Annotated in this window: 12 protein-coding genes and 11 tRNA genes; 20 read left to right on the top strand and 3 right to left on the bottom strand. The window is 35.2% G+C overall.

From position 1 onward, the window contains the following. Nucleotides 1–113: 113 nt before the first annotated feature. From BED47_RS12220 to BED47_RS12210, 3 genes are all read left to right on the top strand, one after another. Nucleotides 114–395, top strand: a complete 282-nt coding sequence (locus tag BED47_RS12220) for a CopG family ribbon-helix-helix protein (protein WP_069033898.1) — start codon at nt 114–116, stop codon at nt 393–395. A 4-nt stretch (nt 396–399) separates the two neighbouring features. Further along, nucleotides 400–750 (top strand): type II toxin-antitoxin system endoribonuclease NdoA, encoded by a 351-nt coding sequence (ndoA, locus tag BED47_RS12215; RefSeq protein WP_056476047.1) that lies wholly within the window; start codon nt 400–402, stop codon nt 748–750. Between the two features lie 118 nt (nt 751–868). Then, entirely contained in the window at nt 869–3067 is a 2199-nt protein-coding gene (locus BED47_RS12210; protein WP_254664596.1) for a Tex family protein, read from the top strand. Here BED47_RS12210 and cmpA read toward each other — a convergent pair. After that, the gene (gene cmpA / locus BED47_RS23440; protein WP_088044329.1) at nt 3057–3167 is read right to left on the bottom strand and encodes a cortex morphogenetic protein CmpA; all 111 of its coding nucleotides are present in this window, start codon (nt 3165–3167) and stop codon (nt 3057–3059) included. The two genes, BED47_RS12210 and cmpA, sit on opposite strands and share 11 nt — an antisense overlap. Before the next feature lie 301 nt (nt 3168–3468). Here cmpA and BED47_RS12205 point away from each other — a divergent pair, with 301 nt between their 5' ends. From BED47_RS12205 to BED47_RS12135, 15 genes are all read left to right on the top strand, one after another. After that, the gene (locus tag BED47_RS12205) at nt 3469–3924 is read left to right on the top strand and encodes a SprT family protein (RefSeq protein ID WP_069033896.1); all 456 of its coding nucleotides are present in this window, start codon (nt 3469–3471) and stop codon (nt 3922–3924) included. 79 nt (nt 3925–4003) lie between these two features. Next, a tRNA-Asn gene (locus BED47_RS12200) sits at nt 4004–4078 on the top strand. A 7-nt stretch (nt 4079–4085) separates the two neighbouring features. Beyond that, nucleotides 4086–4176 (top strand) — tRNA-Ser (locus BED47_RS12195). Nucleotides 4177–4187: 11 nt separating this feature from the next. After that, nucleotides 4188–4262 (top strand) — tRNA-Glu (locus BED47_RS12190). A gap of 9 nt (nt 4263–4271) precedes the next feature. Further along, nucleotides 4272–4347 (top strand) — tRNA-Val (locus BED47_RS12185). Between the two features lie 12 nt (nt 4348–4359). Further along, nucleotides 4360–4435: transfer RNA gene (locus BED47_RS12180), tRNA-Asp, on the top strand. Between the two features lie 313 nt (nt 4436–4748). Beyond that, nucleotides 4749–4823, top strand: a tRNA-Gln gene (locus BED47_RS12175). Nucleotides 4824–5204: 381 nt separating this feature from the next. Next, a tRNA-Gln gene (locus tag BED47_RS12170) sits at nt 5205–5279 on the top strand. Between the two features lie 197 nt (nt 5280–5476). Continuing rightward, nucleotides 5477–5549 (top strand) — tRNA-Lys (locus tag BED47_RS12165). Between the two features lie 13 nt (nt 5550–5562). After that, nucleotides 5563–5645: transfer RNA gene (locus BED47_RS12160), tRNA-Leu, on the top strand. A gap of 279 nt (nt 5646–5924) precedes the next feature. Next, the gene (locus BED47_RS12155; protein WP_069033895.1) at nt 5925–6746 is read left to right on the top strand and encodes a TIM barrel protein; all 822 of its coding nucleotides are present in this window, start codon (nt 5925–5927) and stop codon (nt 6744–6746) included. A gap of 23 nt (nt 6747–6769) precedes the next feature. Continuing rightward, the gene (locus tag BED47_RS12150; protein WP_069033894.1) at nt 6770–8140 is read left to right on the top strand and encodes an amino acid permease; all 1371 of its coding nucleotides are present in this window, start codon (nt 6770–6772) and stop codon (nt 8138–8140) included. 104 nt (nt 8141–8244) lie between these two features. Then, nucleotides 8245–9258: an SIS domain-containing protein gene (locus tag BED47_RS12145; RefSeq protein ID WP_069033893.1), complete on the top strand. Its 1014-nt coding sequence runs from the start codon at nt 8245–8247 to the stop codon at nt 9256–9258. Between the two features lie 63 nt (nt 9259–9321). Beyond that, nucleotides 9322–10104 carry a fructoselysine 6-kinase gene (gene frlD, locus BED47_RS12140; RefSeq protein WP_069033892.1) on the top strand — a complete coding sequence of 261 codons (783 nt, stop codon included), beginning with the start codon at nt 9322–9324 and terminating at the stop codon, nt 10102–10104. 60 nt (nt 10105–10164) lie between these two features. After that, nucleotides 10165–10893: a GntR family transcriptional regulator gene (locus BED47_RS12135; protein ID WP_069033891.1), complete on the top strand. Its 729-nt coding sequence runs from the start codon at nt 10165–10167 to the stop codon at nt 10891–10893. A gap of 79 nt (nt 10894–10972) precedes the next feature. On the opposite strand, the gene BED47_RS12130 is transcribed toward BED47_RS12135, so the two are convergent. After that, nucleotides 10973–11791 carry a M15 family metallopeptidase gene (locus tag BED47_RS12130; RefSeq protein ID WP_084006896.1) on the bottom strand — a complete coding sequence of 273 codons (819 nt, stop codon included), beginning with the start codon at nt 11789–11791 and terminating at the stop codon, nt 10973–10975. 131 nt (nt 11792–11922) lie between these two features. Further along, nucleotides 11923–13368: a cardiolipin synthase gene (cls, locus tag BED47_RS12125; protein WP_069033890.1), complete on the bottom strand. Its 1446-nt coding sequence runs from the start codon at nt 13366–13368 to the stop codon at nt 11923–11925. Nucleotides 13369–13930: 562 nt separating this feature from the next. On the opposite strand from cls, the gene BED47_RS12120 reads away from it, so the two are divergent. Both BED47_RS12120 and BED47_RS12115 read left to right on the top strand, forming a co-directional pair. Beyond that, a tRNA-Arg gene (locus BED47_RS12120) sits at nt 13931–14007 on the top strand. A 5-nt stretch (nt 14008–14012) separates the two neighbouring features. After that, nucleotides 14013–14089: transfer RNA gene (locus BED47_RS12115), tRNA-Pro, on the top strand. Nucleotides 14090–14093 lie beyond the last annotated feature (4 nt).

The following is a 14093-nucleotide window of genomic DNA, read 5'->3' as shown; positions in this document are numbered from 1 at the left end:
TGTTATTTGGTTAAGATAAACGAAGATATGTGTCTTTCCAATCACTGAAAATAATGGTATGATGTAGTATAGGGAGATATATGGGTAATAGTTGATTCTGGAGGTGCTGAAACTTGTCCGAACTAAATGCGACAACTGAAATAACAGTACGTTTACCAAAACATGTAGTAAGCGAACTAGATGGATTAGTAAAGCAAGAAAACGGTAATCGAAATGAGTATATTTATCAAGCGACTAAGATGTTTTTAAAAGATCGTAAAAGACGCCAAAGTCGCGAACAAATGCGACGTGGATACATGGAAATGGCTAAAATCAACTTATTAATATCTTCTGAGTCATTCTATGCTGAGTCTGAAGCGGATTCTAAAGTGGAGCGCTTAGTTAGCGGGGGGTAATCACTTGATAGTAAAACGTGGCGACGTATATTTTGCAGACCTTTCCCCTGTAGTTGGCTCAGAACAAGGTGGAGTTCGTCCGGTTCTCATAATACAAAATGATATCGGTAATCGTTTTAGTCCTACCGTTATAGTCGCTGCGATTACAGCACAAATCCAAAAAGCAAAGCTTCCAACACATGTTGAAATCGATGCTAAAAAATATGGATTTGAACGTGATTCGGTTATACTACTAGAACAAATTCGAACGATTGACAAACAACGATTAACCGATAAGATAACACATCTTGATGATGAGATGATGGATCAGGTTGACGAAGCGTTGCAAATCAGTTTAGGACTTGTTGATTTTTAAAGTTGCTTTTATAGCAGCTTTACCTACATAGATTATAATAAATTGTTTTGTAACCCTTTCGTCTTGAAAGGGTTATTTTAGGTCTGTTAAAATTGCCAAAAAATTGGAGGCGTTATTTTTGTCACAACAATTGATTAATAAAATTGCATCTGATTTATCGATTACTACAAAACAAGTAGCTACTGTAATTGAATTAAAGGAAGAAGGAAATACGATTCCCTTTATTGCCAGGTATCGAAAAGAAAAAACGGGTTCTCTAGATGAGGTGCAAATTCATTCCATTTTAGAAAAATATGAGTATGCTGTAAATCTTCAAACTAGAAAAGATGAAGTAATCCGTTTAATTGAGGAAAAAGGGAAACTGACTGAAGACTTACGTAAAAGTATTACATTAGCTACAAAGCTACAAGAAGTTGAAGATTTATACCGACCATATAAAGAAAAAAGAAGAACTCGCGCTACAGTTGCAAAAGATAAAGGGTTAGAACCTTTTGCAGAATGGTTATTTTCAATGCCAAAAGAAGGTTCACTTGCGGATGAAGCGTTAAAATACATAAATGTTGAACTAGAAGTTAATACAGTTGATGAAGTTATTCAAGGTGGAAAAGATATTATTGCGGAATGGATTGCAGATGATGCTACTTATCGCAAGTGGATTCGTGAAGTCACTTTCAAAAAAGGAACGATTGATAGTACGGTAAAAGACTCCGAAAAAGACGAGAAAAAAGTATATGAAATGTATTACGAGTACTCTGAACCAATTTCAAAGATTGTTCCACATAGAATATTAGCCATGAATCGTGCTGAAAAAGAAGATATTTTAAAGGTTGCAATTCAATCTCCTTTTGATGAGATTATTTTATACTTAGAAAAAAGAGTTATTACAAAGGATACTTTTGTACGACCAATCTTAATGGAAGTCGTTGAAGATGCATATAAAAGATTAATTCAGCCTTCAATTGAAAGAGAGATTCGTAAAGAATTATCTGAAAAAGCTGATTCACACGCGATTAATATTTTCTCAGAAAACTTGCGTTCATTATTACTACAACCACCATTAAAAGGGAAAATCGTTCTAGGAGTAGACCCTGCATTTCGTACAGGTTGTAAACTAGCAGTAGTAGATGAGACGGGCAAAGTACTCAAAATAGATGTGATTTACCCTCATCCTTTCAGAGGAGAAAGGGAAGAGGTTCAAAGAAATAAACGAGAACAAGCAATTGCAAAAATTAAAGATATTCTTATCAAATATAAAATAGAAATGATCGCAATTGGAAATGGTACGGCTTCGAGAGAAACAGAGCTGTTTATATCTGGTATTTTAAAAGAAATGAAAAATAATACTTACTATGTAATCGTAAATGAAGCTGGCGCAAGTGTTTATTCAGCATCTGAGCTAGCAAGAGAAGAGTTCCCAGATTTCCAAGTTGAGGAACGAAGCGCTGTATCAATTGCTAGAAGACTACAAGATCCATTAGCAGAACTAGTTAAAATTGATCCGAAATCTGTTGGGGTAGGATTATATCAACACGATGTGTCTCAAAAGAGCTTAAATGAATCATTATCATTTGTCGTTGAAACTTCTGTTAACCAAGTTGGTGTAAATGTAAATACAGCATCAGTTTCATTACTTCAATACGTATCGGGCTTGTCTAAAACAGTAGCGAAAAATATTGTTAATTATCGTGATGAAAAAGGAAAAATTACAAACCGAAAAGAGCTTAAAACAATACCGAGATTAGGCGCTAAAACATATGAGCAATGTATTGGATTTTTACGTGTTCTTGAAGGAGATGAGCCATTAGACCGTACAAGTATTCACCCGGAGAGTTACATACAAGTAAAAAAATTATTAAAGCAATTAAATTTCTCAACGAGTCAAATTGGTTCAAATGAATTGAAAGAACAGTTAAAAACGATTAATTTAAAAGAAGTATCAGAGCAACTAGATATTGGTGAAATTACGTTAAAAGATATTTTTGCATCATTAATGCAACCTGAAAGAGATTTACGAGATGAATTAGCAGCACCAATCCTTCGCCAAGATGTTCTTCAAATTGAAGACCTAAAAATAGGGATGGAACTTGAAGGAACAGTAAGAAACGTAGTCGATTTTGGTGCGTTTGTTGATATTGGATTAAAGAACGATGGCCTTGTTCATATTTCTAGAATGAGTAGTAAATTTATTAAGCACCCACTTGATGTTGTATCGGTAGGTCAAGTAGTAAAAGTATGGATTGCTGAAGTAGACCAAAAGAAACAAAGAGTAGGTTTATCTATGCTACCAATTGAATCGAAAGAAATCGTCAAAGCTTAATTTTTTGATAATAAAACCAACATTGATTCAATAATTTAATTTGATAACGGTTTTTTTCATAAAATGCTTTTTGAATTTGAGTTTTAAGCCAACTAGGCATTACCATGATGAAAACCTCCAACTTAAAAATCTTCGCCCATCTTTTTTGAGGATGGGCGATGAAATAAATGAGTGAGGGGTAACCTTCCGATACATTGTATAAAAAGGATAACTGTATTGTTCATTTTGATAGTAAAAATTACGCCGTTGTAGAGAGATTTACTAAGAGCAGCCCATTTAGCATAAATCGTACTAATAAGATCTTTTGAAATTCTCATTTGTAAGTTTAATGTATGCGCATACCCAAGAATTTGTGAGTTGTTCAGTTAGAATAAAGAGAAAAAAAGGATGGAGATTCATAAATGGATAATGAGGAGATACAAAAACTGGTTGAAGAACTATCAATCACTTATTTCGATCGACCATTTCTCCACCAAGCTTCTTTTAATACTAGATTGAGGACAACTGGTGGTAGGTATTTATTAAAAACAAGCAATATCGAATTAAATAAGTTTTATTATGAAGAACACGGAATTGAAGAGTTAAAAGGGATCATATTACACGAGCTCTGTCATTATCATCTTCATATTATGAAGAAAGGCTATAAACACGAAGATAGAGATTTTAAAGAGCTATTAAAAAAGGTAGGTGCTCCTAGGTATTGCAAACCACTAAATTCAATAAAAAAAAGAACGCATTCATATAAGTATAAATATAGATGTTCAGGGTGTGGGCAAGCTTTCTTAAGAAAAAGAAAAGTGGACATAAACCGCTATGTATGTGGATTATGCAAAAGTCCATTAAAACTATATAAATAGTGTTGACATCTAATATGCATTTAGTTTATATTAATACTTGTCATCATGTTTCAGCACCTGATGAAAAGATTAGTATTTTTCCGCAGTAGCTCAGTGGTAGAGCACTCGGCTGTTAACCGAGTGGTCGTAGGTTCGAACCCTACCTGCGGAGCCATTATTATAGAGAAGTACCCAAGTGGCTCAAGGGGCGCCCCTGCTAAGGGTGTAGATCGTTTACGCGGTGCGAGGGTTCGAATCCCTTCTTCTCTGCCATATTTTTTTTTGGCCCGTTGGTCAAGCGGTTAAGACACCGCCCTTTCACGGCGGTAACACGGGTTCGAGTCCCGTACGGGTCACCATTTTATCCTGGAGGATTAGCTCAGCTGGGAGAGCACCTGCCTTACAAGCAGGGGGTCGGCGGTTCGAGCCCGTCATCCTCCACCATTAACTTCATATGGTCCCGTGGTGTAGCGGTTAACATGCCTGCCTGTCACGCAGGAGATCGCCGGTTCGATCCCGGTCGGGACCGCCACTAATTACTACAAATTGTAGTATTTTTTTCTTTATTTGGAGAAAATTAGTAAGAGTGGATGGTTGGAGTTGGATTGAATGTCGGATTGTTTTTTATCTTGAGGAGTAATTCGAGAGGTAGAAGCAATACAAATTCTACGGTGTGGGTTCATGTAGGATATTCGTATCTTTTATAAAGATGAGTGTCGAAATGTCGGATTGTTTTTATCTTGAGGAGATTATTCGAGAGGTAGAGGCATTACAACATAAAAAAAATCCTGCGGTGTGGGTTCATGTAGTTAATTCGAGGGAGTTAGTTCATGATGCTAAATCAATGGGCTATAGCCAAGCGGTAAGGCAACGGATTTTGATTCCGTCATGCCCTGGTTCGAATCCAGGTAGCCCAGCCATTTTGTTTTTTTGTAAGATAGAGTATATTTGTATTTTTTTAGGATGTCGGATTGTTTTTTATCTTGAGAGGTTGATTCAAGAGGTAAAAGCTCATGAAGATTACTCGTATTCTATAAAAAGATGTATACCGAAATGTCGGATTGTTTTTATCTTGAGGAGTAGATTCGAGGGGTTAAAACAATACAACATAAAAAAATCCTGCGGTGCAGGTTCATGTAGCATACTCTTACCTTAGGTAGAGATGAATACCGAAATTGTCGGATTGTTTTTTATCTTGAGGAGTTGATTCGAGAGGTAAGGACAATACAACATAAAAAAAAATCCTGCGGAGCGGGTTCATGGAGTTAATTCGAAGGAGTTAGTTCATGATGCTAAATCAATGGGCTATAGCCAAGCGGTAAGGCAACGGATTTTGATTCCGTCATGCCCTGGTTCGAATCCAGGTAGCCCAGCCATTTTAGTTTTTTATAAATATGTTTAAGGTAAGGGGATTGGCTTTTATCTTAGACGCGATCGTGTAAACAGTAAGTTGGTTTAAAAATATATGGTTTTTAGTTATAATTGTAATATCTTATATTATGAAAGTGTAATTGCTCTCTGGGGCAAGAACGTCTTTTAGAAACAGGCTATATTTTATAAACTTTGTTATTACGAGCCATTAGCTCAGTAGGTAGAGCATCTGACTTTTAATCAGAGGGTCGAAGGTTCGAATCCTTCATGGCTCACTTTTGTTTATTCGCGGTCGTGGCGGAATGGCAGACGCGCTAGGTTGAGGGCCTAGTGGAGGTTTCTCCGTGGAGGTTCAAGTCCTCTCGGCCGCATCAAATTTAATATATAAGTAATAAGGCTTCTACGTAATGTAGAGGCCTTTTTTGTGTTTAAAAATTGTTTGAATTTTATAGGTTAAGTTGAAGTAAGGTACTAAACTTTAGAAGTATTGGTAAACCGTTTCTTAAAATCATTGTTTGATTGGAATCTGGACTTTGCGGTTTTTAAAAATGAATATTAAAAATTTTTAAAATTCATTGTATTTTATGTTACTCTTGATTATAATACAAAGCATAACAAATAAAACAACTTTGAGAGAAAGGAGGTAATTAATGAAAGTAGCAGGGATGAATATTACATTCAAGCATTATCCTATCCAATATTTTTTTGATTGTATGGACCAATTAGGCATCAGTAGCATTGAATTATGGGCTGGTGAACCTCACCTCTATGTTTATAGAAACTTGCTTTGCAATTTGAGAGAGATAAAGAAAGAAATTAAGGCTAGAAGTATGGAAATAGTCTGCTATACTCCAGAACAATGCATTTATCCATACAACCTTGCTGCTTCAGATTCAAATTGGCGAAAAAAGAGTATTGATTATTTTATTGAAAATATTCACTCTGCGGTGGAGTTGGATACTGATAAGATGCTAATTACTTCAGGGATTGGCGATTTCTCCCTAACAAAAGAAGAATCGTGGAAATATGTAAGTGAATCAATATATCAAATTACAAAGGTGGCAGAGCACGAGGGGATCACACTTGCACTAGAACCTTTAACAAGATTTGAATCTAATTTAATTATTAATACACAGGGATTAAAGAGAATGGTTGATGAAATAAAATCCCCTTCCTTAAAAGGGATGATTGATACCGTTGCTATGAACTTGGCGGGTGAAACACCAGATGATTTTTTCTTATTGCTTCCTGAGTTATGTCATTTCCATTTAATAGATGGTGATAGCAAGACAGATTCTCATCTTGCTTTAGATGATGGTAATTTACATTGGAGGGAATATGTGAAAAGCGTGCAAAAGCACCAATACGATGGGGCATTCACTCTTGAAATTATGGGGTCAACTTACTATCAAAATCCACTAGATGCTGTTAAAAAATCCTTAGTTAAACTAAATGAATTAGGAATTGTATAATCTAAAAATTTGGAGGAGCCTTTATGAGTAATACTATGCTTACAAGAAAGCTCGGATTTTGGTCGGCATTAGCAATTGCTGTTGGTACGACCGTAGGATCAGGTATCTTTGTCTCGTCTGGTGATGTAGCAAAAGCAGCGGGAACCCCCTCTATTTCTATATTAGCTTGGATTATTGGCGGTATTATTGCTATTCCGCAAGTGATGGTTCTTGCTGAGTTGTCGACTGCTTATCCTGAAAATGGAAGCGGTTACGTCTATTTGAATAAAGCAGGCTGGAGACCTTTAGCCTTTTTATATGGATGGGCAACATTTTGGGCGCTTGATCCACCGTCAATTTCAATTATGGCTCTAGCAGTCGTTTCATACTTGGCAAGCTTTTTCCCGTTTTTCTCTGGAGTTGCTGGCAAGTTGTTAGGGGTTGCGATAATTTTAATAATTACTTCAATTCATTATCGAAGTGTAAAAGAGGGCGGGCTTTTTCAAGTAATTATTACCGCTGTGAAAATCATTCCGTTCATTATCGTTATTGTTCTAGGTTTAATGTATATGCACCCGGGGAACTTCTCCTATACGGCTCATGGAGAAGTGGTAAAAACAAGTCTAATCGGTGGTGTCTCTGCTACAACATGGGCTTATACCGGTATGGCCGCTATTTGTTTTATGGCAGGTGAATTTAAAAATCCCGGAAAAACGCTACCTCGTGCCTTGATTAGTTCTGTCTTTATTGTATTAATTTTGTATACTTTGCTTGCAGTCTGTGTAATTGGGTTAATGCCTTTTAGTAAATTGATGAGTTCTAGTGCAGCTGTTTCTGATGCGGTTAAGTATATACCAGGCCTATCTCATATTGCTTCTTCGTTTGTTGCGATTACTGCAATTATCGTTATTTTAGGCTCACTAAGTTCATGTATCATGTTTCAGCCTAGGTTAGAATACGCGATGGCGAAGGACGGGCTGTTTTTCCAGCGTTTTGGTCGTGTCCATCCAAAGTATGAAACTCCAAGTTTTTCAATTATTGTTCAAGTTACCTATGCATGTATTCTAGTTTTTGCAACTAATTTAACGACTTTACTAGGCTATTTTACATTAATTCAATTAGTGATTAATATTTTGGATTTTGTAGCAGTTTATAAATGCCGTAAGCGTGAGGACTATAACCCGATTTACAGGATGCCAATGTGGAGACTAACGACGATTTTAGCAATTCTTGGAGCTTCTTGGCTTGCTTGGGGTACGTTTACTTGGGCTCCATGGCAAGGGATGGTAGCAGCATTCATTGTCATCGCTACCGGACTACCTGTTTACTTTTACTGGGAAAAACGGTACGGTCCGAATAAGAAAAATGACGGTAATCTAGTAACAAAGAAGAATTCAATTATCTCAGGAAGCTAGTGAACTTTTGCTAGCTTCTTAATTTTTTGAAAAAGCAATTGCTTTATTTGTTATATTTAATTATAATACAAGGCATAACAAATATGTTTTAGGGGGATCTAACCATGTTAAAATTTGATGAAGCGTTATTTTTAAAACTTGTAGAAAAAGAAGGACTTGCATTTAGAAGTAAAATTGAGGATATCGTAGATTCAATCTGTCAAAAAGGTTACAGCAATCTTTTCCTGATTGGTGCTGGCGGAACGATTGCAATGATGTATCCTTATAAATATATTTTAGAATCAAACTCTACAATCAATGTACATGCCGAAATCGCAGCCGAGTTTATGGTCATGAACAATAAGCACTTTTCAAAGGATTCCGTATGTATTTTCACCTCAGTTTCAGGGACAACACAAGAAACTGTAGCGGCGGCAGAGTTTTGTAAAGAAAGAGGGGCTACTACAATTGCTTTAGTAGCGGAACCAAATACTCCATTAACGCAAGTAGTAGATTACTGTATTACAACCGGCTCGGAAAAACATTCGTTTGATACATTCTTTATGCTGTTGTACATCGTAGTATTTCGCTTCATGTATAATAACAATGAATTTCAGCAATATGAACAGTTCACAAAAGAAGTTTCCTTGTTGCCACAAGCTATTTTAGCTGCTGTAAAAGACTTTGATAATAAGGCTGAGGAATTTGCTATTAAACATAAGGATACAGATTATCATATGATGGTGGGTTCAGGTAACTTATGGGGTAACACTTATTCATATGCAATGTGCATTTTGGAGGAAATGCAATGGATTCACACAAAATCCATCCATGCAGCGGAGTTTTTCCATGGTACGCTTGAGCTAGTAGTTGAAGATACTAGTGTTATTTTACTGAAAGGTGAAGATGAAACAAGACCATTGATGGATCGAGTAGAAAGGTTTGCGGAAAAAATTACGAATCAATTAACTGTTATTGATACAAAGGACTTTGAATTGCTAGGTATTAGTGAGGAATTTAGAAAACACTTTTCTGTCAGTGTTAACTGGGCAGTTTTAAGTCGAATTAGTGTTTACCTTGAAAGGGAAAGAAATCACTCATTAGACCTAAGAAGATACTACCGTAAAGTAGAATATTAAAAAAATTAGTGGGCACTACATAGTAGTGCTCGTTTCTTAGATTAAAAAGAAGGTTGGGATTAGATGAGAATTGTTACAGTCGGCGATAACTGTATGGATGTCTATCTTGCAAACGAGAAAGTGTATCCTGGAGGAAATCCGGTAAATGTTGCTGTCTACTTAAAAGAGCTTGGGGCAGACTCTTCGTATATAGGTTGGGTTGGAAGTGATTCCTTTGGTGAACAAATGATTAAATCGATTCAAAGTAAGGGGGTCGATACATCATTTATTTCTAAAAAGATAGGAAAAACAGCAGTTACCCATGTAGAATTGGTTAATAATGACCGCCATTTTGGAGATTACGATGAAGGGGTAATGGCCCAGTTCACATTAACTGGTGAAGAACAGGAGTTTATTCAAACCCATCAACTTGTCCACGCTGGTATATGGGGACATGTTGAGGAGTATTATCCACTTTTTAAACAAAAAGGATTGCTTACTGCATTTGATTTTTCAGACCAGTTAGAGCACGATTTAGTAAAGACGCTACCTTGTTATGTGGACTATTCCTTTTTTTCTTATAAAAAGGATGATGAGTTTATCAGGGGATTTTTAAAGGATGTAAAAACACAAGGATCCAAGGTTGCCGTTGCCACGCTTGGAGAAAATGGATCTCTAGCTTTCGATGGGAAACATTTTTATCAATTTGGTGTATTGGAAGATAACGTTGTAGATACGATGGGAGCAGGAGATTCTTTCATAGCTGGATATATTTATGGTACTTTACAGGGCTTTTCGATCGAACAGTGTTTGGAATTGGGAACTAAAACGGCTGCAAAAACAATTGGCTATTTCGGTGCATGGTGACGATAACTAGTCGGCAGTGTATAATAATGTTGAAAAACATTGACGGATAGGATGAAAATTATGAACCTAAATTCTTCAACCCCACAACCTCTCTATATGCAGATTAGGCAAATGCTACAGAATGATATTCAACAAGGGAAATATAAACCAGATCAACAGATTCCCACAGAAGCTGAGCTTTGTGAAATGTATAATGTCAGTCGAATCACTATTCGAAAGGCCATTGAGGAATTAGTGAAGGATGGTACATTAACACGCATACCACGTAGGGGCACGTTTGTAGCTTCAAATAAGTTTAATAATGAACTGTTATCTGTAAGCGGATTCTCAGAGTTTAGTCACCAACTAGGAATGATTCCAAATTCCCGAATCCTTAGAAGTGAAGTCATCCCGGCATCAAAGGATGTTGCAGAACATCTTAAAGTTGAAGAGGGAAGTCGAGTACTTGAGCTTGAGCGACTTATGTATGTGAATGAACGTCCACTTTTTTATGATATTGCACATTATTCACTAACTCGTTTTCCTGATTTGGAAAAGAAAATTGCAACAGACGAATCTACATATAAAGTACTCTCAAAGGACTATAATACAGAAATCCTAAGCAACGATAAAATTATCGACGTAATAGGAGCGACAAAAGTATATGCCAATTACCTTGAATGCGATATAGGAGCCAATCTTTTTAAAATCCTAAAAATTGCCTACGATTCAAATGAGGAACCTGTCCACCTTTCAACGTTTATGTGTGAAACAAGTAAAGTAACCTTAACCGTTCATCGTACAAAATAGAGTTAACTCTATTTTATATGAATTACATATTTTAATAAAAAAACTCACTTTTGATTTTATTCAAAAGTGAGTTTTTTTATTAATAATTTGCAGGATTTACCTGGATAGCTTTAAAGTTTTGATTATTATCTGAGTAATGCCACCATTCTTTAGAATAGCCTACAAAACCTACTTGTCTCATTGCCTTATCCATAATATGATAACTCTTTTCCTGTACACTGCTTCGTTTATAGCTTCGAGATGCTCGTGAAGAAAAATCATCGAAATTAGATTGCATTTGTACTTCTTTTCCATCTAAAGTACATAGTGTTATATCCACCGTTGCACCAAGTTGGTGTCCACGGATATTTTTAGGATCAGGTTTAGCTACATAATCCGAATTAGGATATGCGTTCCAAAGTGTTTGTTGTGCAGATAAAGGTCGGTAAGCATCCCATACTTTAATTATATATCCTTGTTTTTTAAGTATTGCGTTTGCTTTTGCTAATTTTTTTGCTGTACTTGTCCTAAGTATTGCTTGACTAAAATTATAAATACGTTTGCCAGTGAAGTTATTAGTTGTGTTATATTTCAAATCAACAATAATACTTTTATCTAATGATTTAACGTTATTGAACTCCGCTATCACATATTTTCCATTTATAAATCCTATTGTCTTTTTAAACTTAATTTTATACCATCCATTGGAGTGTTTATTAATAACCGTTAAAAGTTGGCCTTTTTTAACTGAACCGATCAACTTATATGATGTACTAGGCCCACCACGGACATTCAATTTATTTGCAGTTACAGTATAAACTTTATTTGCTGCATAGGTAGATGTTGGATTTGTAAAGAAACTTATCGATAGAAATGAAAGAGTGGAAAAAAATACAAATATCTTCTTAATAATTCTCATATTTCACCTTCTTTGATTTTTTAATAATCTGTTAACTATAACCATTATTCTACAGAATGGCTCACATCACCTTTCATTTTGAAACTATAAAGATAAAATAAAAAACATTACTATTAAGTAATGTTTTTTATTTACAATATAGGAGATAAGAGGCGTGAGATTGCTTCTTTTAACCTGATTAAGACTGATCGCTCTTGATATTTTTCAATTGTAAGCTCACTACTATGATGACTATCAAGTAAAAAAAAGTTTTGTAGTTCAGAAGCTTTTTCTTCTGAATAGGTAATCGCATTAATTTCAAAATTTAACTTAAAACTACGTGTATCAATATTCGTAGTTCCTACTGAAGCTATTTCGTGATCAACAACGATGGTTTTAGCATGTAAAAACCCATTCTCGTAAAGTAAGATTTTTGCACCATACGATAAAAGTTCTCCAGCGTATGATAGAGAAGCCCAATACACGAATGGGTGATCAGGTTTACTTGGGATCATTATTCTTACATCGATACCGGATAAAATTGCGATTTTACACGCATCCATAATACTTGTATCTGGAATAAAATAAGGTGTTTGAATATAAACACATTTTTTGGCAGACATAATTAACTTAACGTACATGTTTTTTAAATGTTCTGTTTCTGAATTTGGCCCACTAGCAACAATTTGGATAGGGGTACTTCCAATATTTTTTTCATTATTAAATGAGAATTCTTCTATATTATGTACAGGTTGATTAGTAGCTTGTTGCCAATCTAAAATAAATCTACCTTGAATTTGGTTTACTGATTCTCCCATTATACGAAAATGAGTGTCTCTCCAATAACCAAATTTCTGATCAATTCCAAGATATTCATTTCCAATATTGAACCCACCTATATAAGCAATTTTTCCATCTATAATACATAGTTTTCTGTGATTCCTATTATTTAACCGGAAATTGATGAGTCTTAAAAATGAAGGGAAGAAAGCTCTCACTTCGCCACCATGTTTAACAAGTTCTTTGAAAAAAGAAGGGGTAATTCTTTTGGAACCAATGTCATCATACAGGACTCGTACTTTCACACCTTCTTCTGCTTTTTTCGAAAGTTCATCTCTAAGTTTCTTTCCTAACGAATCACGCTGGATAATATAGTACTGGATATTAATTTCTCTTTGGGCAAGTTGTATATCTTTAAATAGTGAATTAAATTTTTCGTGTCCATCTCGAAATGTTTGGATCTCGTTATCTGTCGTTAATAAAGCATTAGCTGACTTTAAATTCATCATAATTAAATGTGAATGCTTGGATAGTAGCTCATCTTGAAGAAAACTTTGATCATTATGAATTTTATTAGCCTGGTCTGTAACCGCCAATTGTAGATAAGTTCTTTCTTTAGTCGATAGATGGTAGAAATTCTTTTGTTTTAGCTGCCTACCTAAAAATAGATATAGTAAAAATCCTACTATAGGTATAAAAAGTAAGATCATTAGCCACGCCCATGTGGCAACAACATCTCTTTTTTCTATAAATACTAGTACTCCTGCTAGAAGTATATTGATGATAAGGAGGATTGTAAGAAAATTATTAATATCCATTTTTCACACTTCCTATTAGTCAAATTTCCTTATATTAGTTTAATATCTTTTTTAATGCTCATTAATAATATTTTTTATATAAAAGAACAAAGTATTCGAAAACACTTCATAGTAACTCCAAAATACAGTAATATTATTTATCCCGTTAAAATATCAAAAAATGAAACATAGAACTTTTTTATAAGAAAAAGGAGCTGCGCTACTTTTATCGGGTCTTGTCCTTAAATTGTACTATAGTAAGTCGGATATTGTTGAGTCGTACTTTGTCAGAAACGTTAAATATGTACTGTTTAAAGCTACATTATTAACTTAAAAAGCACTTAAACCAAGTTAAATCAAATAAGTAATAAACTTATGATTTTTTTTATTTGAAAAGTGTTGACATTAAATGTTCGATGCTTTAATATAGTTTAAGTCACGTCAGACAAGTTAACGAAGTCAACGAAAGCTTATCGTAGTAAGCTTTTAAAGTTTAAAAAAACTTTTAAAAAAGTGTTGACATAAACAGTTAGATGTTATAAACTGTAAAAGTCGCTAACGAAGACGACACACTTTATAATATGCGCCCGTAGCTCAATTGGATAGAGCGTTTGACTACGGATCAAAAGGTTATGGGTTCGAGTCCTTTCGGGCGCGCCATATTACGGGAAGTGGCTCAGCTTGGTAGAGCACCTGGTTTGGGACCAGGGGGTCGCAGGTTCAAATCCTGTCTTCCCGACCATTTC

It is taken from the genome of Gottfriedia luciferensis, from assembly GCF_001712755.1.
Classification (GTDB): Bacteria; Bacillota; Bacilli; order Bacillales; family Bacillaceae_G; genus Gottfriedia; species Gottfriedia luciferensis_B.
This window is presented reverse-complemented; position numbering and strand designations above follow the sequence as displayed.

What these genes read in the sequence shown, in the direction of transcription:
- cmpA (WP_088044329.1), bottom strand. Translation starts at nt 3,167, where the DNA reads ATGCCTAGTTGGCTTAAAACTCAAATTCAAAAAGCATTTTATGAAAAA.
- BED47_RS12205 (WP_069033896.1), top strand. Translation starts at nt 3,469, where the DNA reads ATGGATAATGAGGAGATACAAAAACTGGTTGAAGAACTATCAATCACT.
- BED47_RS12155 (WP_069033895.1), top strand. Translation starts at nt 5,925, where the DNA reads ATGAAAGTAGCAGGGATGAATATTACATTCAAGCATTATCCTATCCAA.
- BED47_RS12150 (WP_069033894.1), top strand. Translation starts at nt 6,770, where the DNA reads ATGAGTAATACTATGCTTACAAGAAAGCTCGGATTTTGGTCGGCATTA.
- BED47_RS12145 (WP_069033893.1), top strand. Translation starts at nt 8,245, where the DNA reads ATGTTAAAATTTGATGAAGCGTTATTTTTAAAACTTGTAGAAAAAGAA.
- frlD (WP_069033892.1), top strand. Translation starts at nt 9,322, where the DNA reads ATGAGAATTGTTACAGTCGGCGATAACTGTATGGATGTCTATCTTGCA.
- BED47_RS12135 (WP_069033891.1), top strand. Translation starts at nt 10,165, where the DNA reads ATGAACCTAAATTCTTCAACCCCACAACCTCTCTATATGCAGATTAGG.
- BED47_RS12130 (WP_084006896.1), bottom strand. Translation starts at nt 11,791, where the DNA reads ATGAGAATTATTAAGAAGATATTTGTATTTTTTTCCACTCTTTCATTT.
- cls (WP_069033890.1), bottom strand. Translation starts at nt 13,368, where the DNA reads ATGGATATTAATAATTTTCTTACAATCCTCCTTATCATCAATATACTT.